General features: G+C 47.4%; 16 protein-coding genes. 9 read left to right on the top strand and 7 right to left on the bottom strand.

Annotated features, from left to right (window positions below; genetic code table 11):
• The first annotated feature begins 9 nt into the window (after positions 1–9).
• The gene (locus JUB15_RS20800; protein ID WP_207514575.1) at positions 10–519 is read left to right on the top strand and encodes a hypothetical protein; all 510 of its coding nucleotides are present in this window, start codon (positions 10–12) and stop codon (positions 517–519) included.
• Positions 520–625: 106 nt separating this feature from the next.
• On the opposite strand, the gene JUB15_RS20795 is transcribed toward JUB15_RS20800, so the two are convergent.
• Positions 626–1,057 carry an ankyrin repeat domain-containing protein gene (locus JUB15_RS20795; RefSeq protein WP_207514574.1) on the bottom strand — a complete coding sequence of 144 codons (432 nt, stop codon included), beginning with the start codon at positions 1,055–1,057 and terminating at the stop codon, positions 626–628.
• A gap of 185 nt (positions 1,058–1,242) precedes the next feature.
• On the opposite strand from JUB15_RS20795, the gene JUB15_RS20790 reads away from it, so the two are divergent.
• The 6 genes from JUB15_RS20790 to JUB15_RS20765 all read left to right on the top strand — a co-directional run bounded on the left by JUB15_RS20790 (position 1,243) and on the right by JUB15_RS20765 (position 8,978).
• Positions 1,243–2,274: an SDR family oxidoreductase gene (locus tag JUB15_RS20790; RefSeq protein WP_207514573.1), complete on the top strand. Its 1,032-nt coding sequence runs from the start codon at positions 1,243–1,245 to the stop codon at positions 2,272–2,274.
• A complete protein-coding gene (locus JUB15_RS20785) occupies positions 2,274–2,855 on the top strand; it encodes a Crp/Fnr family transcriptional regulator (RefSeq protein WP_207514572.1) in 582 nt (193 codons plus the stop codon). The genes JUB15_RS20790 and JUB15_RS20785 overlap by 1 nt, the downstream gene beginning before the upstream one ends.
• 121 nt (positions 2,856–2,976) lie before the next feature.
• Entirely contained in the window at positions 2,977–3,564 is a 588-nt protein-coding gene (locus tag JUB15_RS20780) for a hypothetical protein (RefSeq protein ID WP_207514571.1), read from the top strand.
• Between the two features lie 685 nt (positions 3,565–4,249).
• Positions 4,250–4,966, top strand: a complete 717-nt coding sequence (locus tag JUB15_RS20775; RefSeq protein WP_207514570.1) for a YiiX family permuted papain-like enzyme — start codon at positions 4,250–4,252, stop codon at positions 4,964–4,966.
• A 164-nt stretch (positions 4,967–5,130) separates the two neighbouring features.
• On the top strand, positions 5,131–6,825 hold the full coding sequence (locus JUB15_RS20770) for a T9SS type A sorting domain-containing protein (RefSeq protein WP_207514569.1): 1,695 nt from the start codon (positions 5,131–5,133) through the stop codon (positions 6,823–6,825).
• A gap of 236 nt (positions 6,826–7,061) precedes the next feature.
• Positions 7,062–8,978, top strand: a complete 1,917-nt coding sequence (locus JUB15_RS20765) for a T9SS type A sorting domain-containing protein (protein WP_207514568.1) — start codon at positions 7,062–7,064, stop codon at positions 8,976–8,978.
• Positions 8,979–9,060: 82 nt separating this feature from the next.
• Here the strand turns inward: JUB15_RS20765 and JUB15_RS20760 are convergent, their stop codons facing one another.
• From JUB15_RS20760 to JUB15_RS20740, 5 genes are all read right to left on the bottom strand, one after another.
• Complete coding sequence (locus JUB15_RS20760) at positions 9,061–10,692, bottom strand: glycoside hydrolase family 28 protein (protein ID WP_242696449.1); 1,632 nt, start codon at positions 10,690–10,692, stop codon at positions 9,061–9,063.
• Positions 10,693–10,719: 27 nt separating this feature from the next.
• Positions 10,720–12,363 carry a DUF4957 domain-containing protein gene (locus JUB15_RS20755; protein ID WP_207514567.1) on the bottom strand — a complete coding sequence of 548 codons (1,644 nt, stop codon included), beginning with the start codon at positions 12,361–12,363 and terminating at the stop codon, positions 10,720–10,722.
• A gap of 10 nt (positions 12,364–12,373) precedes the next feature.
• The gene (locus JUB15_RS20750; protein ID WP_242696448.1) at positions 12,374–14,206 is read right to left on the bottom strand and encodes a RagB/SusD family nutrient uptake outer membrane protein; all 1,833 of its coding nucleotides are present in this window, start codon (positions 14,204–14,206) and stop codon (positions 12,374–12,376) included.
• Positions 14,207–14,224: 18 nt separating this feature from the next.
• Positions 14,225–17,473, bottom strand: coding sequence for a SusC/RagA family TonB-linked outer membrane protein (locus JUB15_RS20745; RefSeq protein WP_207514566.1), 3,249 nt, complete (start codon positions 17,471–17,473; stop codon positions 14,225–14,227).
• A gap of 289 nt (positions 17,474–17,762) precedes the next feature.
• Positions 17,763–22,157, bottom strand: coding sequence for a hybrid sensor histidine kinase/response regulator transcription factor (locus JUB15_RS20740; protein ID WP_207514565.1), 4,395 nt, complete (start codon positions 22,155–22,157; stop codon positions 17,763–17,765).
• A gap of 300 nt (positions 22,158–22,457) precedes the next feature.
• On the opposite strand from JUB15_RS20740, the gene JUB15_RS20735 reads away from it, so the two are divergent.
• Together JUB15_RS20735 and JUB15_RS20730 are read left to right on the top strand one after the other, a co-directional pair.
• On the top strand, positions 22,458–23,441 hold the full coding sequence (locus JUB15_RS20735; protein ID WP_207514564.1) for an MBL fold metallo-hydrolase: 984 nt from the start codon (positions 22,458–22,460) through the stop codon (positions 23,439–23,441).
• 121 nt (positions 23,442–23,562) lie between these two features.
• On the top strand, positions 23,563–24,843 hold the full coding sequence (locus tag JUB15_RS20730) for a serine hydrolase domain-containing protein (protein ID WP_207514563.1): 1,281 nt from the start codon (positions 23,563–23,565) through the stop codon (positions 24,841–24,843).
• 168 nt (positions 24,844–25,011) lie between these two features.
• Here JUB15_RS20730 and JUB15_RS20725 read toward each other — a convergent pair whose 3' ends face one another.
• On the bottom strand, positions 25,012–26,469 hold the full coding sequence (locus JUB15_RS20725) for a serine hydrolase domain-containing protein (protein WP_207514562.1): 1,458 nt from the start codon (positions 26,467–26,469) through the stop codon (positions 25,012–25,014).
• Positions 26,470–26,616 lie beyond the last annotated feature (147 nt).

Here is a 26,616-nt window from a genome sequence, read left to right as displayed (position 1 = left end):
CCAACAAGTATGAAACGCACAATAAATGTATTAACAGCAATTGTAATTATGCTCATTGGATGTTCGAAAGATGATGGCGCCATACCCGAAAGGGTCAGCATTGAAGATGTACCCGTTATTACCACCAACCTGGAAACAGGCGGTACTACGGGAACCATATCATTTAATAACCAGGGCGCTTTCGAGGGAAAGTTCAGGGTAGCCCTGTATTTTGCCGATGCAAAACCACCGGCCAAAGTGGATATTGTGGTGCGGAAGAATGCATCCGTCGCCAATGTAAAACTGTTCAAAGCAGATCTTACTGGTTTACCGGCCAGCCTTACTGTAAAAGCGGCTGACATCGCTGCACTGTTTGGAGCGCCGCTCGCGTTGAATGATACCTATGATTTCGCACCAGATATTTATGTGGGAGATAAGAAATATGAAGCCTGGCCGGCGGTTGGTCAGGGAAATGGGCAGGGCGTGCAGGGAATGAGTGCGATCGGGTTTGGGGAGTATGTGCGGTTCTCGGTGAAATAAGGTTCCCGGCCTGTCAGGGTTTGTCCGCCTTTGGCGGATGTGCCATGAAACTCCAAAAGAGTTAGGGATTTGTGCGCTCCTGACAGGTTTCTTTTGAGTTTAACGACTATGCGTCGTTCCGGTAAGCCACCAGCTCATCGACATTGGGAATGGCTGCTCTGAATTTGTTTACCAGGGAATCCCAGTCTTCTTTGTTATTGTTATGGTATGCATTGATCACATCCAATGGCTTTTTGCCTTTGTCATTTTTCTTATGGAGATCACCGCCGTTTTCCACCAGGATCTTCATGATTTCCAGTAATTCGGGGTAGAATTCGTTGCGGTCGTTCTGGATCATGCTATCGATAGCATAAGCACAAACTTTATGAAGAAGCGACCATCCGCCACCGATGTCGACATTTGGATTGGCGCCGGCTTTGAGGAATCTTTTAAGAAGGATGGGGTCGTGCTCGAGCAGGGCGAATTCTATGGGGTAGATGGGCACCTGCCACTGGCCAAACAGCTGGCGTTCGTTTATGTATAGGGGATCGGGTAACATAGGGTTTGGCTTGGATTGTTATTGGGTCGTAAATATATAAGCTTTAGACGAATAAGCATAGTCTTTTAGTATTCTTTCAAGCCAAAAAATTAAAAGAACAAGCCGGAAAGCAGTTCTCCCGCCATTTCTTACCAAATGGTAATTGCCAGCCAGTTCCGGAACGGGACATTTGCGTCAAAAAAGCAATGAACCGCAAAAAAGTACTGTTAACAGGCGTAACGGGATTCCTGGGATCCCATACAACCATTCAACTATTGGAAAGAGGCTATCAGGTGATTGGAACTTTACGTGACAAACGAAAAGCAGACACCATCAGAACCATTATTGGGAAACATACCAAATATATAGATGCGTTGACCATAGTAGAGGCTGATCTAAATGAAAAGGAAGTGTGGTATGACCTCACCAGGGATATTGATTATGTACAGCACATTGCATCGCCATTCCCTAGGGAAATGCCCAGGCATGAAAACGACCTTATTGTACCGGCAAAAGAAGGCGCGCTGAATATTTTGACGGCGGCATCGGCAAACAACGTAAAAAGAGTGGTGATCACATCTTCCGTGGCGGCGATTGTTTATGGAAAAACAAAAAAGGAGCTTTTGACCAGGGTTTTTAATGAAAGTGACTGGACGGATGAATCCAACCTGAAGGACAGTACGCCCTATTTCAAAAGCAAGACCATAGCCGAAAAAGCTGCCTGGAAATTTCACGGCAATGACCGGTCGGGTTTGGAATTGACAACCGTTTTGCCTGGAGCAATATTAGGACCTGTACTGGAGGAAGATTTTGGCACTTCAGCCAATATAGTTATCAAAATGCTGGACGGCAGTTCGCCGGCAATACCCAGGATCGGGTTCGATATCGTAGATGTGCGTTCTGTTGCCGATCTGTTGATCAAAGCAATGGAAATGAAAGAAGCCGCCAATAAGCGATACATAGCATCAGCAGGATATTTGACGTTTAAGGAGGTGGCGATGATCCTGAAAGAACAGTATCCCGGCAGGAAGATCCCTTCCGCCCAATTACCGGATTTTATGGTTCGTTTGTTTTCTTATTTTGATGCCTCATTGAAACCTATCCTCGTGGATGTTGGGGTGAAAAGGAAAATAGACAATACAAAAGCAGTTAGGGAACTTGGCTGGAAGCCATTGCCGGTAAGGGAAGCCGTTATTTCCTGTGCAAAAACTATCTTTGAAACAGGAATAGTGAAATAATGGAAAAATTACAACAGGCACTGGGGTTTGGCGGTATACTCTCCAAAGAAGACATAGCTTATGTTTTATCACATTTTAAAAATAAGAGGCTGAAGGCGGCAGCGCATATCCATTCAATGCACAGCATTGCGAGGGAAGTCGCCTTTGTGGAAAGCGGTATACTAAGGACATATGGAGCCGACCCCAACGGGAACGAGGTAACCAAATATTTTATCAGGGAGAATCAGTTCGTGGTGGATCTGGAAAGTTATTATACCGCAACACCCGGCCGGAATGCGATACAGGCAGTAGTGCCATCAGACATTTATACCATTCAAAAAGCAGTACTTGACAGGCTAACAGAAGAGATCCCTAATTTGTATATTTTTTTGAAAAGTATAACGGAAGCCCATTTGCTGAATAAGATCAGGGACAATGATTTTTTGAACTTTGGCGATTCAAGAACAAAGTATCTGGAGTTTCTAAAACGATATCCTGAGCTGGCGTCGCAGGTGCCGCAGCAATATATTGCCTCTTACCTGAGAATAACGCCGCAATCATTAAGCAGGATCAGGAAGGAGTTGGCCGGGAAAAAGGGATAGTCGTTTATAGTTAACAATGGTAATGAATGCCGCCGCTGTGACTGTTGTGATTATCTTTATATTATTACTTAGCTCTGGTTGTATGCTGAGATTAAATGGCATAAAATTATAAACCGATTTCGTGACACCAAAACAAGAGGAGAGACTTAGGAAAAAGATCTCCAACATCAGGAGAACGCTTGCAGCCGAAAAACGCAAATTTGGCGGCTATGATGACAGCCGTGGACTTCGCTATGTGCCGGTCAGGTACTTTATGCAGCTTCATGACTATCAGGGCGGACTTACCTATCTCCGTTGGTTCAACAAGAATTTCCCAGACGACGGCGGCTTTCCTGACTTTTTGTTTGACTGGACCATCATTCTTTTTCAATGTGGCAAGACGAAGGAAGCCGCCAGGAAGGCATTTGAAACATTTTGTGCCAATGCTTACCTGTTTAATAAATACTTCGACAGGCCGATTATACCGATTGACAAATGGGAAGGTTCAAATGTAGATATACCGGAATTTGCTGACCAATTGACGTATTCAGCCAAACAGCCGGAATTGGCCGCTTTTAGCGTTTGGTTGAACGATCTTATTGAGACAGTGGATTTCAGAAACCGCTGCGAACAGTACATTGATATTTACAAGCGGCTGAAGACGGAAAATGACCGCGAGGCACGACGTGCCCTGCTCATGCAGGCGCGACAGCTGATTGAAACAGCATGACAGAGAACATTGCAACCAGTAATATCATGCATGAATGAAAATTCAATACTACAGTGACCTCCACCGGGGCATGTCTTAACGGTTGATTCATACAGTGCTGCTCCTTTTTGACATTTCTCCGGGTCTGCTTTTACCCTCAGCAAAGGCAGAGCTTAGCCTTCTTCGCAAATTCTTCGCAAGTTCTTCGCAAATTTGCGAAGAAGCCTAAGAGCATTCTAAGAGAAGTCTAAGAGAAGTTGCGAAGAAATCCACCACTTTTCTCAAATTGGCACCCGCAATTTTCCCGGAATTTTCTGCTTTTCCCAGGAGAAACGGGGAGAAAACCGGAAGAAGTATAGGAAAAGAATTTTGATCAGTATGCCGCGAGGTGAGGAGGCGGCCTGGGAAAACTGGAATGTCATGGCTGATAAATTGCTTTATGTAGATATTACGCCTTTTGCGTTGATCCCATTACAACGCAGGGGCTGAGACGAGCTTGAAACAGTGGATGTAAGGTTCCTGGCCAGTAAACTGCGATTCAAAACCGAATCTATATCGATATAGAACCCTTATGCTTAACCGGTCTTACCAACTTCGTTACTTTCATTCATTTGGCATGCTAAATATTTTCTCTAACGCTATAGCTGCAAATGACCTTCCAGGTAAGCGATCACTATAATGTCAAAATCCATCTCAATCGTTTGAAATGCATGCAATCACCTATGAATTAAAATCTTATTTAATGAAAAAGGGCTTAGTTATTGGTGGGCTATCAGCCCTTATTATAATAAGTGTACTTTATGCTAAACAAAAGCCTGGTAAGCCTATTGGAAAACTTGAGAATAAAACGATTGAACTAAAATGTGACGCGCAAAATCAGGAATTAAAAACCGGCGACATTATCTTCCAAACCTCGCTATCTCAACAAAGCAAAGCTATTCAATTAGCCACAAGATCTAAATACTCCCATTGCGGGCTGATCTTCAAAGAAGGTAACAGCTATTATGTTTTTGAAGCGGTCCAGCCTGTTAAACGAACACCTCTTAATAAATGGATCGCCCGTGGACAAGACGGTAAATACGTAATTAAGCGGCTGAAAAATGCTGACCAGCTTTTAACGGGTCCGGTATTGGCAAAAATGAAACAAGTCTGCACTCAATTTAATGGTAAAAGCCATGACCTCACCTTTGAATGGTCCGATGAAAAGATATATTGTTCGGAATTAATTTGGAAAGTATATAAGCGGGCTGGCGGCCTGGAAGTTGGCAAGCTGCAAAAGCTTAGCAACTTTGACCTGAAAAGCGATGTCGTTAAAAAGATAATGAAACAACGGTACGGTAATAAAATTCCAACGAACGAAACTGTTATCTCCCCGGCTGCCATCTTTGACAGCGAGTTATTAACTACCGTAAAATCAAATTAATTGGAATCAATTATCCTGTTTTGATGTTGCCACAGTAGGTTAAATAAAATACCAGCCCAACGTTTCCCCAACCACCCCCATATTTCCCAATTTCGTAAACTCATTACGCGCTGACTGGCACGGTTTTGCGTGTCCCTTCGACCTAACTACTTTTTGAAGAAACTATGAAACGCACAATCTCCACTTTTTTTGTTCTGTTGTTTGTTGCAACATCATTGTTTAGTTATGCGACTGACTACTATGTTGATCCTTCATCCACCGGTAAAAACCTGGGCACTTACAACGATCCCTGGCACAACATTCGCGACATTCCGTGGTCTGTTAATTATTTTCAACCGGGCGATGTCGTTTACTTCCGGCGAGGTCAACAATACTGGGGTACCTTGTCAATTAACAGTAGTGGCAGGGAAGGTGCTCCCATTACGTTCATGCCCTATGGTGAGGGCGCTGCTCCCCTCTTTAAGTACAGCCCCTGGGACTTTACCGAACCATTGGTCCAGAACCGCGTATTTATCAGACTGAACCAATGCAATTACATCGTTATTGATGGGTTTGAACTTACTGACCATTCCATCCGCGATTATGATCGTTACACCTCCGCCAACGTGGGCTATGGTATCTACATTTATAAAGGTCCCGGTAATGGCGGCTCTCATAATGTCATTAAAAATTGCACCATCTCGCGATTAGGTGCAGGCGTTAATATCGATGGCGGCAGTTTCAATACCGTCACCAATTGCTCCATCCGTAACCTGCGCATGATCATCAATACATCCTATCAGATGTGGGACGATTTCGGCGCTGTGGGCATCGTGGTGGGCGGGTCTAACAACAGCATCACACACAATCAAATTCACGATTGTTGGAGCAATAGCTACGATTATAAGCTCGATGGTGGCGCTATTGAGATGTTCGGTGAGGTTTCCAACAACAAAATATTGTACAACACCGCCAGCGACAATATCGGCTTTATGGAATTCGGCAGCGGTTGGGGTGCTCATGCGTTCAATAACCTGGTTGGTTATAACCTGCTCGTAAACAACGGGCATGTATTCTGGATCAACTCCAGCAGCGTCTTTCACCAGGACGTTCGGAACCTTCAATTTGTCAATAATAATGTTGTTGAAACAAAAGCGCCGCGGCTGCCTGATGTCCAGAACCTCATTGGTATTATGTCTACGCCATGGGTAGCGAATGTGCTTACCATGAAGAATAATATTTTTTGGATCAACACTTCTTCCAATATCACTGATCCTAGGACGAAACCATTTAACGGTCCGCAGTTGATCCATCAGAGCAATATCTTTCATCTGAATGGCGGGAGTCTTGGATACGATCCGGATTATTCGGAACAAAAACTTCCCAACGATGTAGAAGTGTTCGCAAATAGTTATTCATCCGATCCGCTTACCTGGAACTATGATCTGCGGCCAACTGCTGCTGCCGTCAACTGGGGACAATGGACCGGAATCGAAAAAGACTTCTGGGGTAAGCCGGTGCCTCACAGCGGTGTTCCTGATGCGGGTATTTCCGAGAGCCATTCAAACGTCACACCCGCCCGCGTATCCATCGCTTCAGCAGGTTCGGTTATTATTGATAGCCGTGAACAGACGGGCGCCCTCACCGTTTCGCCCAACCCGGCACAGGATTATATCTTCCTGAAATTGCCGGGTAATAACTTCCTAAACAAAGAGGTATTACTCGTTAATATGGCCGGCGCAGTACTCCAAAAGCAAAGATTAAACGATGCGGGCGGCCAGGTAAAGCTGAACGTTGGCATGTTGCCCAGCGGTACTTTTGCCGTAAAGCTGATTGACACTAAAACCGGTCAGTCGCAAAGCACTACATTTATAAAATAGGGAGAGGTTTACTGCCTTTCATTAATAAACAAGACCGCTATTGGCGGTTTTGTCGTTTTTATTCTGTGACCGGTCTTCACTCACAGTCTGTTTGACCCCTAAACATTCCCATCACCCACCTCTAAGTACATTTATGTATTCGTACGTTTGTTAACTTCCACCATCACGCGAATGGCATAGTTTTACGTTGTTGTAAGTACGCAATTAAGCGCCTGATTTTACCCATTCAATACTCTATGAAAAACTTGAGATTTACCCTCATGCTGCTACTTATTGCAGCCTCTTTTTCCGTGTCCGGCAAAGCCTATTTCGTAGACCCCTCTTCCTGGGGATCCAACCAGGGAACCTGGCATGACCCGTGGAAGTCTATCTGGGATATCCCACAAACCGTTGGTTATTTTCAGCCGGGTGATTCTATCTTCTTCAAAAGCGGTCACGAATACATGGGTACCTTATCCATTAATAGCAGTGGCCGGGAAGGTGCACCTATCGTTCTTATGCCTTACGGCGAAGGAAAGGCGCCGGTATTTAAATACAATCCCGGGCACTTTACCGATCCCATGATCTACAACCGCGTCATGATCCGCCTCAACCAATGTAATTACATCGTTGTCGATGGCTTCGAACTTACCGACTACACCATCCGTGACTATGATCGTTACTCCTCCGCTAATGTGGGCTACGGAGTGTACATCTATAAAGGCTCTCATAACATTGTTAAGAATATAAAGGTGGCGCGGCTCGGCTCGGGCGTATGTATCGACGGCGGCAGCTATAACACCGTTTCCCATTGCGATATCCGCAATCTGCGCATGATCATCAATACAACTTATGATCCCTGGGACGACTTCGGTGCCATGGGCATCATGGTCGGCGGCTCCCATAATAACATTACCTATAACCAGATCCACGACTGCTGGGCGAACAGTTACGATTATAAGATCGATGGCGGCGCCGTTGAAATGTATGGGCCCGTTTGTAATAACAGGATCCTGTATAACACCTGCAGCGAAAACCTCGGTTTCATGGAGTTTGGCAGCGGTTCAGGTGGTCAGGCGTTGAATAACCTGGTTGCCTATAACCTGCTCGTAAATAATGGCCACACCTTCTGGATCAACTCCAGCAGCATCTATAGCCTCGACGTTCGCAACCTCCAGTTCCTCAACAACAACATCGTTGAAACGCATGCGCCGCGCATTGCTGATGTGCGAAATCTCATCGGCATTATGAACACGCCCACCGTTGCGAATGTGCTTACCATGAAGAACAATATTTTCTGGATCACCTCTGGCCAAAATATTACTGATCCGCATTGGCAGCCTTTTAATGGTCCACAGTTGGTGCACCAGAACAACCTGTTCCACCTGAACGGCGGTGGCCTGGGATTCAATATGGATGGTACCGAAAAAATGCTCGCTGCCAGCGTATCGCCGTTTACTGACATAAGCGCTTACGATCCGCTGTCCTGGAATTATGATCTGCAGCCCTGGTCAGTAGCCGTGAATTACGGTCAATACACCGGGATCGATAGAGACTTTTTCGGTAAATCCGTTCCTTTCAGCGGCGCCCCTGATGCCGGTATTACCGAGAACGTACTCGCTGTACTTCCCCTGGAAATAGTCTCTACTAGAGCCTATGCAGCTTCCGACGGCAATGTAGTTGAGTGGGAAACGAATAACGAAACGGTCAATCATTTCGAGCTCCAGAAAAGCACCGACGGCAAAAACTTCAATTCCATCGCGACAATTCCGTATAAGACCGATGCGACAACTGCCGCCCTGAAATACCAGTTCACCGATAACGACAAAAAAGGGAATGTATGCCATTATCGCGTGAAAGCGGTTGAAAGAGATAAGAAAGAATCTTTTTCCAAAGTTGTTACTATTAAAAACAACCAGTCGGCCACCGGCAGCCTCTCCGTTTTTCCAAACCCTGCACAGGATTATGTGTACCTGAAATTGCCGGGTTTTAATTTTCTCGATAAAGAACTGCAGATCGTTAATATGGCCGGCGTTGTACTAAAAAAGCAACAGCTGAACGACGCCAACAGCCAGGTAAAGCTGAATATCAGCAGCCTGCCTAAAGGCGCATTTGCCGTAAAGCTGATCGATAGCAAGACCGGTCAAATCCAAAGCTCACTGTTTACGAAATAGGGAAGCTCATTGCCTTGGCTCCCCTAAATACAAAACCCGCTGCCTGAACAGCGGGTTTGTTTTTATTTTTATTTTACGATTTCTATTTCCCCGAACGCACAGCTCCCTTCTCCGCCCCATAATTAAAGATCACATTTTTTTCAACCTCTGCATCCACCTGGATCCCTTTGGATCGATCGCCATTGATGCTGTAAAACTGCTTCGGCGTTGTTAATGCAGTCACCTTCCTGAACGAAAGATCCCTGCTGTTCTCAATATTGATCAGCGGACTCGAAGCCTCACATTGTAATGCCACATTGGCCAGACTCACATCCTGCGCCTCGATCACGTCAGGCCCGCGGCGGCTCTTGATCACCACATCACTCAAATGAATATCCCTGATGCTCATCTCGGGCAGTCCCCGGATCAGCATCGCCCGGTCGGCGCCTTCACAAACGATATTGTTGATGTAGAACTTGCGGAATTGGGGCGTACCTTCGTTTACGGCTGGAATGTCGACCTTGCCATTGGTTTGTGCCAGGCTCGGCGCTTTGGTGAAATAATACATGTCGAACGAAATGGCATCATGCTGAATGTTGCGCATGTTGATGTTCTTTATATGAATATTCTCAACAACTCCCCCGCGGCCGCGCTGGGTCTTGAAGCGCAGTCCGATATCCGTGCCTATGAAGGTACAATCGCTTACAAAAATATCATGCGCGCCGCCACTCATCTCACTGCCGATCACAAAGCCGCCATGTCCGCGGTAGACCACATTGTTACGGATGATCATGTATCGCGATGCCTTGCCCACTTTACGGCCTTCTTCATCCTTGCCGCTTTTAACGCAAATACCGTCGTCGCCGCAATCGAAGGTACTGTTCTTTACTTCTACATAGGAGCAGGACTCGATATCCAGTCCGTCGCCGTTTTGTGCATAGGATGGATTGCGCACCCTGATGCCGTCAACCGTCAGGTTTTCGCAATAGATGGGATGCAAACACCAACAGGGTGAATTCTGGAAGGTGGTTCCCTGCAGCAATACTTTGCGGCAATTCATCAACACCACCATATTCGGGCGCAACACGTCTTTGATCGGCTCATAGTCGGCTATCGTTTTGCCGGTTACACTTCCGCGGTTTTGTTCGCCCTGGCGGTAACCTTCTGATGGGTACCAGCTTCTGCCATCGGCGCTCAGTACACCACCCGATGCTACCAGTTTCTTCCATTCGTTTTCCGTCAGCTTGTCTTTCTTCACCATCCGCCATACATCGCCATTCCCGTCAATGACGCCTTCGCCGGTAATAGCTATATTTTCCAGATCCCGGCCGGAGATCGGCGGTTGGTTGCGAACTGTTTTCTTTCCTTCGAAATTGGTCTCCACCAATTTGTACTGGCTCTTGTCGCCCGTGAATTGCAATAAGGCTGATCTGCTCACGTGCAGGTTCACGTTGCTTTGTAATTCAATTGGGCCGGTCAGCCAAATGCCTTGTGGTATGTATACCACACCGCCGCCTTGTTTGCTGCAGGTAGTAATGGTTTTGTTGATGGCTTCCGTATTCAGCGTAATGCCATCGGGCTTTGCTCCAAAGCGGGCGATATTAAAAGTGTCTTTCTTAAAAACAGGCACCTGTACCCTGGGCAAATTCGCCCAGGAGTACGGCGCCGTTTGGGCCTGGGCGATAATTGTCGCACTGGTGAATACCGCCAGTAATAATGTCTGATTCAGTTTCATTGGTAATAACTGCGTTTATTGGCTGATTTAATATGTCCATCTTGGATCGCCAATGGCCCCGCCGGCACTGCTTACCGTGCGTAATACCGAATTGGCTGGTAATGTGAAATCGGTGGTGGTGTTCGTCCAACCCAGGTCGACGGCATTGTTGCCCACCATGGTTATGTTCGTTGTTGGGAATGTCAATGGTGCGGGTGTTGCTGCCCCGTTCGTCCAGTTGAACGTATTGTTATTGCTGAAGACAATAGCCGTTCCTGCTGCGGTGGCATTCATGGCCTCATTTCTAACCGTACCGCCGGGCCGTGGTATATTGGCCACAATACTATTGGTGATATTAAACTTTACCGGATTGCTGCCGGCATTTATAACCGCATATTGTGTTCCTCCGGCGCCAAAATTATTCAATGTGCAATAGTCAAATGTAATGGCAGGCGCCGTTGTCAATACAGTAGACGCCGTTAACAACTGCCGCCCGATATTGTAAAAAGTTGATTTGCTCACATGCATGGTATTAAATGCCAGCTTGTCGAGGTGAAAACAGGTATAGTTAAGCGCTGATCCAATATCATACACCAGCGTGTTCCTGATGATGATCTGGTTCATGGAATAATCTCCTGCTGCTGAACCGCGATTCGCCCGCAGGAAACTGGTCGTGGCTGCATGCACAACACAATTGCTGATGGTCACCTGTGTATAAGCACATTTTTCTGCATCTGCTGAAACGCCGGTGAGATTAATGAAATATCCTGCATTGGCAGCCGTTCCATCCAATTCGATCCCCTCGAGGTTAATGCCAGCGCCATTTCCGCGTAAGGTGAATTCTTTGAATGCTATTTTCGTGTCGGCCGGATTGTTTGAAAGCGATTTAAGGGTAACCGTTTTTTGCACCAGGTTGAAATTGCTGCCGTTGGCGCTATAGATGCCGGGGTTCAAACCAATCACTGCTTTGTCTGCTGCTGCGGTGATCGCTGCTGCCAGGTCATCACCCGGATTCAATATAGTGGTATACACGGTTGGGGACAAGGTTCTCAACACCAGGAAGCCTTTGCTTTTGGCGCCCTGCCAGATCTCGGCCAGGTAGGTAGTATCAGCCAGTAACCCGGTTATTTGTTTAACACCACTGCTGAGCTCAGCCGGTGTAAGCGTGTATTTAACTGGTGTTCCCTTGTTCAAGCCAACCCACAGCGTCGTGAATTCAGGATTGGGTTTCCACCGTAGGGTAACTGCATTTTCGGTCAGCTCTACATCGCGAATCGGGTGGAACCATTGTTCTCCGGTAATAGAAAAAGAACTGCTTCTTTCCCATTTCGATTCCGGCTGATGTTCATAAGCGTCGGCCTTTACGCGGACGAAATATTTTGTGCGTAATTGTATTTTCTCCGCCGTAACAACAATGACGGTCGTATCGGTGGATACAGAAAATTCCGAAGTAGCAAAGGTTGAATCCTGCGAGAACTCGGCGGTGTAGGAGAGGGGCAGTCCCTTCGCTAAGAGCGGTGCTGTCCAGCTGACCGTAGCCGTGGTGTCGGCTGTCTTTACAGAAACGCCCTGGGGTTTGAACAGCCGCGGTGTTTCCAGTCCATCATTGTAATCGTTCTTCTTGCAGGATATGGAATGAACAGCTGCCATGATCAGCAGCCATGATAATATATTTATAGTTATACGGTTCATATTGTAAAGTTTAGTAGCCAAAGTTTTGTACGATGTTCGTATTCTGCAGCAGAATGGTCTGATGAAAGGGAAATACTTCGCTTTTGTTCGGCTCAAAGTAGGTAGCAAAGCCGCTGCTTTTGCCGGTAATATATTCTTCGTTTATGGAAGCGCGCCAGTTCTTCGTGGTCCATCCTCCAGGCGGGGGAGCAGATGTGCCCAAACCGGGTTGAAACAAAACGGCATTCGGATTGCCACCATAGGTGTCGAGCGTGGTAAATTCCTGCTGCGATTCAATTACATTGTAGACAGCCGGCTTCACATAAACATATTTGGGTACATTGGCATAAGGGCCTTCGCCATTCATCAGCTGCCGCAGCTTCACCCTTGTTTCCCTGAACTTGGCGTCCATCAAATTCCAGCGAATGAGGTCGTATTTGCGAATCGCTTCGCCTCCAAACTCCAGCAACCGTTCTTTTACAATAGCATCAAAGAAACCTGTATAATCAGTAGGTATCGCCGGTATGCGGCCTTCATTGCCTCTGAATGCGCGGGTCCTCACCTGCAGTAATGCGTTCTGTGCTTCTGCGGAGGGTGCGCCATTCAATTCATTATCCGCTTCTGCAAACATCAGCAACACATCTGCAAAACGCAGCACCGGCCAGTTAACTGCCAGCGTTTGCGTGGTGCCTACCATATTTGTCCAAGACCTTCTGAATTTGGCATCGGTCATATTATTAAGTGTATTCAATACCTTCTTGCTGCTGTCATTGATCTCATAAGAACCAATTGTCACATCCCGGCGTACGTCGCCCAGCTGATCAAACTCATAGAAATAAGTAGCAATACACATTTGACCGCCGCCGCCACCGCCAAAGCGGGAGGAACTGTTGATGCGGATGCCATTGTAATAGCCCAGCTTGGTATCGGTACGGGCGCCGGCGCCATAGGCGCCCACTTCAAACATCAGCTCATTGGTAGGGTCATTGCGGGTAGCACTGTGAAGTGATTTAAAAATATTTTCATAAACCGGATTCAGGTCATGCTGGTCACGGCGGGCCATGATTTCCTTACATTCATCGTAAGCGATCTTCAGGTAGTCTTTATAGTTGCTGCTGCGCACCATGGTATGGGATTCTTTGTCCATCATATACCCGCCGCGGAACATCGCAATGCGGGCGCGCAGTCCCTTGATAGCGCCTCTCGTTAGGCGCGTATTGGGATAACCTGCTTCTTTGATCCAGGGAACGAGTGTTGCTGCTTCTTTCAGATCGTCAAGCAAATGCTCCAGGATCTCTGTACCCGGTGTTACAGGTACGTCCAGCATTGTCTGCTCGGAGGATGGTTCCCACTGGGCCACCACACTGCCCCAGTTCTTCACCAGCGTGAAATAGAACCAGGCCCTCAAACCCAATGCTTCGCCGAGGTACTGATCCATGAGCTGCTTGCTGGATGATCCTTCGGCAAACAGCGGCGACTTGCGAATGCCGTGGATACAGATATTCGCTCTTTCAATTCCGGCATATAGCTGGTTGAATCCATTCAACAGTTCGCCATTTTCTTTATTGGCGCCGTACATGCTTACGCCTCTGCGATCCTGCGCACTGTAACTGCCTGAAGTTTTAAAATCATCGGCCGATAAAGCCCAGATGGTTCCTTCCTTGGTGGCGCCATTGTCGCCGCACATCTGATTGTACACACCAATGATGGCCGAATTGGTGTAAGATGTACTGTTAAAAGCGGCTTCCTGCGAAACAGTCGAAGGGTTTTCTATATCGAGATACTTCTTACAGGAACTAACACTGACCAGGGCTACCATAATCGCAAACAAGCCGGCCATTTTCTTTTTATTATAGCGTGTCATACTGATTTCTTTTAATCGTTAAAAACTTACATCGATACCGGCGAGGATATACCGGCTGCGGGGATAGGCCGCATAATCAACACCTGGTGTCAATGGGTTACTGCGCCGTGTATTGGCTTCGGGATCATAACCCGTATACCGGGTAAATGTATGCAGGTTATTCACTGTAGCATACACCCTGAAGCGGGAGAACACTTTCGTACGTTTGAGGATCTGTTGTGGAATGGAATAACCCACGGTGACATTGCTGATGCGCAGGAACGATCCGTCTTCAATAGCATAGGAAGTGAGAATGTATTGCCCGCCGGGTGGTGTCCAGAAATGGGTGTTGGCATTCATGGCCTCGAGCTTTGCAGGATCAGTTATTTTCATCCCATTTTCGTCGAACCATTTCCAGCGGTCTTTTACCACCTCGAGCGAGTTGTTGTCTTTGTACAGGTATTGCCCGGTGAACTCGGTCTTGTTGGCATTATAAGTTTCATTGCCCAGCGAGAAGTTCATAAATACGCTTGCATCGAAATTTTTCCAGGTTAACTGGTTGTTGAAACCGCCGGCCACTACGGGAAAGGCATTACCGAGGATCGTTCTGTCTGACTCGGTGATATTGTCGCCACCTACATCCGACAGTTTTTTCAGTTTCATATCGCCCGGCTGTGGCGCGCGGTTGCCCAGCGCAATGTCTTTTGCGTTGGCAACACCGGGTTTCAATGTATAGGAGTAGGTATTGTTGGATGTGTTGTGCACGATATCAAAATCGCTCAGCTCATACCGGCCATCGCTTACATAACCGTAGAACTGACCTACGGAACCGCCTACTTCGGCCAGGAAATCATTGCCGTTGATGCCACCCGATGCTACCGTATAAGAGCTCTTCGGGTTACCATATTGATCGAGGCCCAGGCTTTCGATCCTGTTCCTGTTGTGCGAAATATTGAAGTTGATTCCATAGCTGAAATCTTTGGCGCTGATCACCCTGGCGGCTATCTGCAATTCAACGCCTTTGTTGCTTGTTTTGCCAATGTTCTGTAATTGTGAGCTGTAGCCTGAGGTAGTGGGGATCTGCGCCGTTAACAACAGGTCTTTGGTATTGTTGCTGTAATAATCCAGGGTTACATTCACCCGGTTGTTGAACAGGTCCACATCGAGGCCGAGGTTGCGGCTGATGGTGGTTTCCCATTTGATGTTGGGATTGGCCAACGTACTGGATGCAAAGCCGGGTGTAACCGATTCGGTAACGGCGTAACCGAAATTGCTGCTGGCGGCAAATAATGTTTTATACAGATCTATGCCAATGCGGTTATTGCCGCCCGCGCCATAACTGGCCCTGAATTTCAAGCTATTTAGCCAGTTTGCATTTAATGCGGTAAAGAATGGTTCATCGCTGATGCGCCATGCTAACTGGGCCGACGGGAATACTGCATACCTGTTATGTGGTGCGAACAAAGAGGAACCATCGCGCCGTACAATGAACGAGGCAAGATATTTATCCTGGTAATTATAAGAAGCTCTTCCGAACAAAGAGAACAAACGCGTGGCTGCTTCTGATGTGGTGGGTGGGTCCTGCACGGCGCCGGTAGGCGGTTGTGCTTTCTGAATACCGGCGAATGCTTCATCGGCGGTAATATCAACCGGTAACCATTTTACCTGAGAACCGAAATTGCGGCTATTGCTTTGGTTTATTTCCTGTCCGGCCAGTAGCGTAAAACGGTGATCGTTTTTTATTTTGAAGTCATAAGAAATGGTATTGGTGTTGGTGATGGTGAGGGTGGAACTGGTCGACAGGTCAACGACCGGCATATTGGCGTTTTGTCGGGCTACGCCGGTTATGGCGCTGCTGAACTGATCGGTGCGTCTTTCGGTATTCGTGATACCGAAAACAGTTCTTACCACCAAACCGGGAATGATGGTGTATTGCGCATTACCGCTGGTGATGATCTGGTTGTTATAATCATTTTTTGTTACGGCATGGGCGTCCAGTACAGGGCCGGTAAGGTTAGTGAGGTTGGCGTAATCGGGATCAAACTCATCGATGGATGATTCCAGTCCGGGCCCTTCAAAAGGCCGGTACCGGACGGAATTGCGGAGTTTGTTATTGCTTTGCGAACCGGTGCTGGAAGTGCCGGCGCCCCATACTTTCTGGCGGCTGTACCGCGCATTGAAGCCAAAACGGAATTTTTCAGAACCGGTATGGTCGTAGCGGAAGGCGGCAAAGGTTCGTTTGGCGCCTGAATTCAACATGATGCCGTCTTCCTTGTAATTATTCAGGGTAAAGTTGAAATTGGAATTTTTAGTGCCGCCGTTCACATTCAGGTTTTCTGTATGTGAGAAGGCATTTCTACCAAACACTTTTTCCTGCCAGTCGGCAAAGGGAACATTCTTATAGATATCCAGGTCTTCAAAGGTGCCGTATGCTTTGGTAAAAGCGTCTTTGGTTTGCTGGTCGGTATTGTTGTTGTACAGCTGGTACTGGTACATGACATAATCGTACGGTTTCATTACCTCCAGTTTGTTCACGATGCTCCGGATACCGGCAAAGCTGCTGAGCGAGGCGGTCGTGCGGCCGGTCTTACCGCTTTTTGTGGTAATAAGCACCACGCCATTAGCGCCACGGGCGCCATAAACCGCCGTAGACGCCACGTCTTTTAATACATCTATGCTTTGAATTTCCTGGGGCGCAATGACCGACAGGGCATTTTCTACCTGGATGCCATCCACGATGTACAGCGGCGAGTTGTCCTGCGTGATGGAACCCCCGCCGCGTACTCTTATCGTGATGTCGGCGCCGGGTTTTCCTTCAGAAGTAACTACAGAAACACCCGCCAGTTTTCCGGCCAGCGCTTCTGCGGCTGTAGCTACGGGGAAATCTTTCAGGTCTTTGGCACCTACGGATGACACGGCGCCGGTAACGGCATTTTTGGAAACGGTTCCATAACCGATGTTCACGACTACTACTTCATCCAGCGATTTGTTGTCTTCCTGGGTGAGGGTGATCACGAGATCTTTCTGATCGGTGACCACATACTCAAGGCTCTTGTAACCAACATAGGTGGCTACAAGGGTTGTTTTGCCATCGGCTGGAATGCCGATCCTGAACTGTCCTTTGGAATCGGTGAGGGAATAAATTTTGGTGCCTTTGATAAGTATGGAGGCGCCAACCAGTTCTTCGCGGTTGGTACCAAGCACTTTTCCGGTGATCATCCGGGTTTGTGACCATACGGAAGGGGTTAGGAGCAAACACAGCAGTGTTTGAATGACAAGCTTTCTCATCGTTAGTTAGATTGTTCGATCCAAACATACAGGATGGCGCTGTGGGGCAGGTTTGAGAATTGACCGAAAAGGTTTATTTTTTGGTGAAGCGGTCTCTAGCTTTCTTGTGCAGTTGTAAATGGGTGATTGTGAACGTGGCGAGCAGTTACCAGTTTCCGGTTTCCGGTTCCCGGGCCCTTAATGCAAACAGCCCCTGTAATTAACCGGCAAGAACCTGAGCCCCGGTAACTGGTAACTGGTAACCGGTAACTCCTGTAACCTGCAACTTGTAACCTGCAACGCAATGCTATTACTGCTTTTCTTTCAATTGTTTGATATACTCACTCGGCGTAACCTCAAACTTCGCTTTAAAACACGTACTGAAGTATTTCGCATTGTTGAAACCGACAGAATAGGCGACCTCTGAGATATTCCCATAACCGGAATCGAGGTATTGTTTGGCGCGCTTCAACCGCATTTCGCGAACGAATTCCACCGGCGCCAATCCGGTAAGTCCTTTGAATTTGCGGTAGAAGGTAGTGCGGCCCATGGCGATGGTCTCGGCAACGGTATCAATGTTGAAATCTACATCGGCCATCTTTTCTTCTACAATGGCCACGATCTGTTGCAGGAAGATTTCATCGCGGGAAGTGATGGTCACTTCGCCCGGTTCCAGTTGTACTGTTTTCTTTCCTTCGAGCAGGGAGCTCAACACTTTCTTTCGCTGGTTGATGAGGTTGCGGATGGCTGCTACCAGGAAATCGTGGCGGAACGGTTTGGTAATGTAATAATCGGCGCCATAGGTCAATCCTTCGATCTGGCTTTCTATGGCGCTTTTGGCGGTGAGCAGAATTACGGGTATATGGCTGGTGGCCAGGGTGTTCTTTACTTTATCCAGCAATTGAATGCCGTCCATCCTGGGCATCATGATATCGCTCAGGATAAGGTCGGGTTGCAGTTCCAGCGCTTTCGCCAGTCCTTCTTCGCCGTTGCCGGCTACTTCCACCCGGTAGCCGGTAGAGAGCTGCGCTTTCAAAAAGGCCTGCAGATCGGTATTGTCTTCCACTACTAACAACAAGGGCTGATTGGTACCGGAAGCCGCCGTAGCTTCGCCGTTGACCGCTGGCGCCTGATAACCAGCCAGCATGTCGCTGGTGGCTGCCTGCGCGAGGAACGCTTCTGTCGTTTTTTGCACCGGCGCCTTACCGATGGGCAGCGTTACCGTCACCGTTAAGCCGCCGTCTTCGTTGTTGCTGGCAGCAATTTGTCCGCCATGCAGTGTGATCATTTCTTTGGAAAGCGCCAGCCCGATGCCAGTACCTTTTACGGGTTTGCCATCGGTTACCTGCTCTTCATAGAACAATTCGAAGATCTTGTTCAACAAATGGGGTGGAACACCCTTACCCTGGTCCTTCACTGCTATTTGTATCCTGTTCTGTTGCGACAATAACGTAATGTGTATGCGGATGGCTTTTCCTTCGGGGGTGAACTTAAAAGCGTTTGCCACCAGGTTATAAATAACGGTTTCTACTTTATCCAGGTCGAGCCAGGCATCGATCACCGGTGTGTCACTTACTATTTGGAAGTCGATCTTTTTTTCGCGCGCCAGCTCCAGGAAATATTCACCGATGCTTTTTACAAATGAAACTACTTCCACGCCGGAAGGGTGGATGATGGCTTTACCGCTTTGCAGCTTACGCAGATCGAGCAGCTGGTTCACGAAACGGGCCATGCGGTTGGCATTTTTGCGCACCACTTCTACATACTGCCGGCTTTGCGCATTCAGGTTTTCCTGCCTGCCGATCTCTTCAATCGGATTCAGGATAAGCGTCAGCGGTGTACGTAGTTCATGCGATACATTCGTGAAAAAGTTCAGCTTCAGCTCTGCCAGTTTTTTCTCAACCGCAATCCGGTGCCTCAGGCGTAACATGGTGAGTGTTGCGCCCCGAACGATCTCTATGATAATAGCAGTTATCAGCACATATATCAAATAGGCCCACCAGGTCTTCCACCAGGGCGGTAATATCGTGATGTGCATACTTTTCACGGGCACATTGCTGTACAGTTGCTGGTTGGTGCATTTCACTTCGAACACATAATCGCCCGGCGGCAGGTTGGTGTAGGTGGCCCGGCGTTCACTGCGGTTGTAATGCCAGCCCGTATCGAATCCCCGCAGCCGGTAGGCATAGGATTGCTTGTCGCTGGATCGGAAATCGAGCACAACATAATCGATGCTGATAATATTTTGATCATACTTCAGCGTAAGTTCCTTCGTATGGTTCACCGAATTAATGAGGATATTGTCCTTGCCGCCCGGTATTATATTGGTATTGTTTATTTGCAGATTCGTTAATGCGATCTCTGCATGGATAGGGTGATCGGCAATAGCGGCGGGGTCAAAGGTCAGGTAGCCTTTGATGGTCCCGAATACCAGGCGCCCATCCTGCCTGCGGAATCCAGATGCTTCCGAAAAAGCATAATTGGGCACGCCATCGTAGGAGTTATAATTACGAAAGATCTTGCGTTGCATATCGAACCGCGACAAACCCGTTTGCGTGGCAATCCATAAATGATGGTCCACATCTTCGAGGCAGCTTACCAGGTAATCGTTGGGCAACCCGTCCTCGGTAGTATATACCTTGAACTGTAAACGCTGTAATGGCTTATTGCCTAAGGCCATGCTTAAACCGCCACCTGCCGTGGCCAGCCACATAGTATTGCGCGAGTCGCGATAAATATACTGGATATCATTATTGCCCAGGCTATGGGCATCGCCGGGCACTTTCTGATACATGGCATAGGTGAATCGCTGCGGATCGCTGGTATTTATGATCAGCAAACCGTCAGTAGTACCCAGCCAGAGATTATCATCTTTATCCACGGCCATGTGCCTGATCTTTCTGAAAATAGCCGCGGGATAGTCTCGCAGGGCGTTTTTGTCATGAACAAAGGTCACCCGATCGCCCTCGCTGATGGCCTGGCTCAGTCCATTTTCAAAACTGCCAACCCAAACGCGTCCTGCCTTATCTTCCAGCAGCGCATAAATTTCGTTGTTGCTGAGGCTGGCAGGATCATTGGGATCGTGTATGAAATGGTAGAGCTTATACTTCGTTTCTTCTTTATTGAGCGGAACCGCTTTGTACAGGCCATGCTTTTTAGTGCCCAGCCATACAGCGCCTCTTCTGTCCTGCATGATAGAATACACCAGTCCTAACCCCTGCGGCGGCATATTCACAAACAGGTTGTTCAGGTCCCGGCCATTTTCGCGTACATACAAATTGCCGCCTTTGGCGCCGATCCATAACCGCTTTTTTCTGTCTTCCCACAATCCGCGTACTTCATTGTCGCTGATGAATGCCGCGGTGCTCATCAGCAGCCGTTGTTCAAAAGGATTTCGTTGAAAGGTTATTTTTTCTATGCCGCGCTCAATCGTACGCAGCCATAAGATGCCTGACGGTTCGTAGTATAATGAATTTACGATGTTGGAGAACTGTTTATCGGGGGAATTGGGTTCGTTATAAAAATATTCCACCTTATCGGTAACCGAATCATAATAGCCAAAACCGCCGCCTTTTAAATTCACCCAAACCCGGTTTTCGTTATCTTCAAAGACGGTGAAATGATCGCCTGAGTAATTGTAGGTCGCATTGTTCTTCTGCGTATAAGCTTTCATTTTGCCGGTAACCGGGTTGATCCTGATCACGCCTTCTTTCTGCGGTTCTACCCAAAGATGACCCGACTTGTCTTCATACATGGACGATAACGGTATCTGCGGGTTATTGATCAATCGGCTGACAGCGGCAGCGGGGGACTGGCCTGCCAGATCCATAGCCAGCAGTTCGCCACCCAGGGTAGTGACATACAGCTTTGTATTGGTTTGATTGAAAAGGATTGTATGAATGGCTGATTTACTTACCTGGTATCTTGTAATGGTGGCATCAGGGTTTACAGTAAATACCTGGCCATCGCTGGTACCAAAGTAAGGCTGCTCTTGTTTTCCCAGCGTAGCAATAGTGGTAAATGCTACATTGGCAGGAAATGTTTTACTGGTCACATTCTTATACACTCCTTTTTCATCGCGCTTTAAACAAACCAATCCTTTCTGCGTTCCTATCCAGATCATGCCATTCTTCAATTCTTTCAGGAAATGAATGTGGTTGCCGGGTAAGCTGAATGCGGGAGACATACCTTCCTGGTACGTGTAATATCCGGAAGAGTCAGCTTGCGGTGCAGTGACGAGCAGTAGTCCTTCGTTGAGGGTTTCGATCCATATTCTGCCATTGCTGGTGGAAAGAATTCGCCGGAATGCATACTTGCTGCGGGGCGGCAGTTTTAAGATACTTGAAATGGGCAGCAGTTTCTCCGTGCGTTTGTTGAAGCGGTATACCTGTCCATCGTACGCCTTAATCCATAATTGCAGAAAATCATCTTCTGTGATCTGGTCGATGCGGTGGCTTTTTAAATTGGACAGATCGCCGGGGGCTGATTTATAACTAACGAAGCGCTGGCCGTCGAAGCGGTTGATACCGTTCCAGGTGCCGAACCACATAAATCCTTCGCTGTCTTTAAAAATGCAGTTAATAATACCGTGTGAGAGACCGTCCTCCGTTGAATAATGGTCAATTTTACCATTAGGCTGGGCAACAAGCATTCCTACAGCTAGCACCTGCCATACCAACAGGCAAAAGAAGTATCTGGCAATCATTATCATAACACTATACAAACGAAGCGGCAATAAAGCAGTTAACATGGTCAACAACGCTGTGAATGTAGCAATTTACTTGTAAAAACTACCTTTTTACCGGTGTATTTATGGCACGGTAAGGGAATTCAGGTACCGGGGCAATCTCGCAGCGGGTGCTCACCTGGCGGCAGACCGTTGACCTGCGTCCGATGCAGGTCATTATTGAATATCAACAAAAAATAAAGAAATTGCTGTATGGTATGTAAGCTAACCGGGAAAACAGTTCCTGCATTCAATTGTTGTTGACTTTAACACGTTGTCATGAAGTATCTACAGCCCGCGATAAAAGAAGGTAAAAAGTTCCTGAACCCGGTTCCAACCAGGGTGGGAACGGGATCGGTAGCCGGCGTATTATGGAAGTACCTGACCAACAAAGCGGAGACTACCCCGAAAAGACTTTTAGGCCCTTTTACGACGGATCTTTTACTATACCAGGAAGCGCCGCCTTCGGGCCTGCGCATTACCTGGCTGGGGCACTCGAGTTTGTTAATAGAAATAGATGGCCTGCGTATTTTGACCGATCCGGTTTTCAGCAAACGCGCCTCCTTTTCTATGCGCATCGGTCCAAAAAGATTTTATGAAGCGCCGCTGGCCATAAGCAATATGCCTGCGCTGGATGCCATCATCATTTCGCACGATCATTATGACCATCTCGACAAACAGGTGATCCGGCAGTTGGTGGCCATCGATGTTCCGTTCTATTGCTCCATTGGTGTTGGGCAATACCTGAAGGAATGGGGTATACAAAAACAAAGGATCACGGAAATGAACTGGATGGATAAAGTGACCATCGCCAACCGTTGCGAGATTACAGCCCTGCCTGCCCGCCATTTTTCCGGCAGAAGTTTGTTCAACCGGTTTGAGACCCTGTGGTCGTCCTTTGCCATAAGAACCGCGACCCATAACATTTACTACGGCGCCGATTCGGGTTGGTATGATGGGTTTTATGAAATTGGTGAAGCCTATGGTCCGTTTGATCTCACCATGCTGGAGACCGGCGCCTATAACGAAGACTGGGCCGATATTCATATGGGGCCTGATAATGCGGTTAAAGCGCATCTGGCGTTAAAAGGAAAACTGATGATGCCGATACACTGGGGCACCTTCAACCTGGCCTTACATGCCTGGAACGAACCCATTCAAAGGCTGTTGAAACTGGCGGGTGAAATGAACATTTCTTTGTTCCTGCCTAAACCCGGTGAGCCTACGGTGGTAAACATTTATAATTCTCACTGGTGGGAGTGAGCGTTGTTTAACCGCCTGCAAAAAAACAACTACATTCGGGTATAAAAGGATCAATACATCTGCTGAAAGATCGGTAAATTAAGGAGTTCTTACACCATACAAAAGATTAAAAAAAATAGCTATGAAAAGAACGATCCTTGCCATTTTACCTGTGCTGTTCCTTGCCACCGCCTTTCAATTATCTACTTCTACGCATAAAGATAAACCCGCACCTGTAATTACAGCGGAAGTCAAAAGCCGGATCAATACGACCTTGCAGGCATTCGTAGACTCGGGTAAAATAGCGGGTGTTTCTGCGCTGATCTTTGAAAAAGGAAAAGAAGTGTATTTTAATTCGTTTGGCTATGCCGATAGGGAGTCTAAACGGCCAATGGATCGCAATACCATTGTACGCATTTTTTCCATGACCAAACCGGTAACAGGCGTTGCGTTAATGACGTTATATGACAAAGGTGCTTTTCAGCTCGATGATCCGCTCTCAAAATATTTACCTGAGTATGCCGACATGAAAGTATTCAAGGGTGTTGACTCCAGTGGTAACCTGATACTGGAACCGGCAAAACGCCCCATCACCATTCGTGATATCACCCGGCATACAGCGGGTTTTGCCGGTAACGACATCCCCGCGCTGGCAGAGCTGGTGCGCAAATCAGATTATCTGAACCTGAACCATAACCTGGACGAAATGTCAAAAAAGCTGGCCAGCCTGCCGCTGCAATTTCACCCCGGCGATGAATGGGCTTATGGCCCCTGTGTTGATGTACAGGCCCGTCTTGTTGAAAAGTTATCAGGTAAAGCTTTTGACAAATACATCCAGGAAACCATCTTTGATCCGCTGAAAATGACGGACACGCGGTATGTAATAGCCGAAAAAGACCGCCCGCGTTTCGCGGCCTTGTATGACCGGAGTGATGACAAAACGCTCAACCGCGTTCCTGATGACAGGGCCAATGCAGTCAATACAAAAGACTGGGCGTTGAAGCCCGGAGGCTGGGGACTTATTTCTACCCTCGATGATTATATGAAGTTTGCTCAGATGCTTGTAAAGAAAGGAAGCATGGGTAAGATTCACATATTAAAGCCCCAAACGGTGCAATTAATGGCCACCAATCATTTAAGCGATACTATTTCAAAGCGCATGTGGCTGCCCAGCAAGGGCCGCGTTGGTTTTGGGATCGACTTTGCGGTGCGTACGCAACCACCGGCCAGCGCTGCTGAGAACAATGGGGTAGTGGGTGAATTTTTCTGGGATGGCGCTGCCAGTACGATGTTCTGGGTGGATCCTGTTAATGAGCTCACGGCTGTTTTGTTTACGCAGCTGGTGCCATTCGATCGGGTAAAACTGCATAAAAGTTTTCGGGATGCGGTGTATGGTGCGTTTCAAGCTGCAAAAGCACAATAGCGGTTAAGTTATCATGTAAAGTATTTAAAAGCATCTGGTGCGGCAGGCCGTTAGTACCCATTAACCAACCCCTTTTAACCTTTACAAGTATCTAATGTCAGCTTTTACAATAATAAGGGCCCTGAATTTTATCCGGGCCCTTATTATTTATGGACTGTACTATTACTATTATTTCGTTTCTCCTTTCAGCTTCTTCAAAATATACGCTGCATGTTCATTTTTAGGATCGAGCTGCACGGCTTTTTCATAGTTCTCTATAGCCTCTTTTTTCTTACCGTTCCTTTTATAGGCTTCCCCAAGCGCTTCAAAGGCCGTTGATGAATTCGGATATTCCTGGGTGTTCAACTCCAGGATCCTGATGGCAGCGCTCATTTTTTTCGCCTGCCGCAGATCACTGGCTACATAGTTCAGCTGGCTCTCGTCAAAGACAAGGCCGGGACTGCGACTAGTCTTCATGGTGCGGTATTCGTCAATGGCTTTATCAACATTCTTTTTAGCGGTCTCGAGAATAACATCGTGTAATGCCCAGATATACCGGTAAAGCTTCACCGGAATGGAGGGATATAATATATGATAGGCAATGTCATTGATCGGGTTCAGCGAGTTTGACAAGATCACAACGCCTGTTTTTTTCGTTCTGTTCAATAAGATAATGGCCCTGTAGCCACCGGTGGTACCATCTTTCCATAAATATTCATCACCGTCTTTGGCTTTTTCCAGCGTCCAACCGAGTGTTACTTCCATGCCAACGTCTCCTTTGCGAATGCGCGGAATATGCGCTAGTTGCATGGCGGGATACAGGTCTGTTTTAAGATGGCCTAAATTGGCGGCTGCAAAGTTGAGCAGATCATTTACAGTGGAACGTAAGCCGCCTGTACCGGCAATGGCAGGCAGGTCCCAGCTTTGTACCGGTGCTCCATATTCTGAATGGCCTCCCGCCAGCCTGGCCTTTTGCTCCGGTGTTACGATCATAGTGGTGTTGGTGAGCCCCAGCGGCGCACAGATCCTTTCTTTTACCAGTGTTTCATAAGGTTTACCAGCCACCTGTGACAGAATGTGACCCAGCAAAGCATAACCCGTGTTGGAATATTGGAACCAGGTACCCGGGGCATAGTCAAACCGCGCCCGGCTGATGTAGTCAAACAGTTGTTCAATGGTATAATCGGCAAAGGGATTATCAGGATTCTGCGGATCGTAATTATCCGGCATGCGCGGCCAGCCTACGCTGTGCGTAGCTAAATGTTGCAGGGTGATCGGTTTGTCTTTTACCACAGGAACAGTTACGGATGCGGGAAGGTATTTTGAAATGGGATCATCGAGGTTCACCTGTTTTTTCAGAACCATATCAGCCAGCAGCAGGGAAGTAAATACCTTATTGATGGAACCAATTTCATACAGGGAGCTGCCATCCGGCGTAAGCTGTTTTTTATCGCTTATAGAACCGGCGCTTACCACCTGCCGCTTGCCCGCTGCATCTATGGTACCTACCACCATGCTGGGGGTTCTTTTTAATTCCACTTCTTTATTAATGATCTTCTGAATTTCGTCGGCAGGTATTTGCCCCACACTGATAAACGTAGCAGTGATAAGGAGGCTGGAGAGCATACTTCTTTTGAATCGGGGCATGTTGTTTTGTAGCATTAGCATGTTCAATAAGATTAAAAATAGGTCATGGTGACATAGAAGATATGCCACAATAAACGAAATTTTGCAGGAAATTATTTTTGCTGTGTTGAAGTGGAGTGCCCGGCCGGGAGCGCAAATTAACTGATC

The sequence above is a fragment of the Longitalea luteola genome (assembly GCF_017356035.1).
GTDB lineage: Bacteria > Bacteroidota > Bacteroidia > Chitinophagales > Chitinophagaceae > Niastella > Niastella luteola.
Note: the sequence above shows the minus strand (reverse complement) of the source record. Positions and strands in the feature narration are given on the sequence as shown.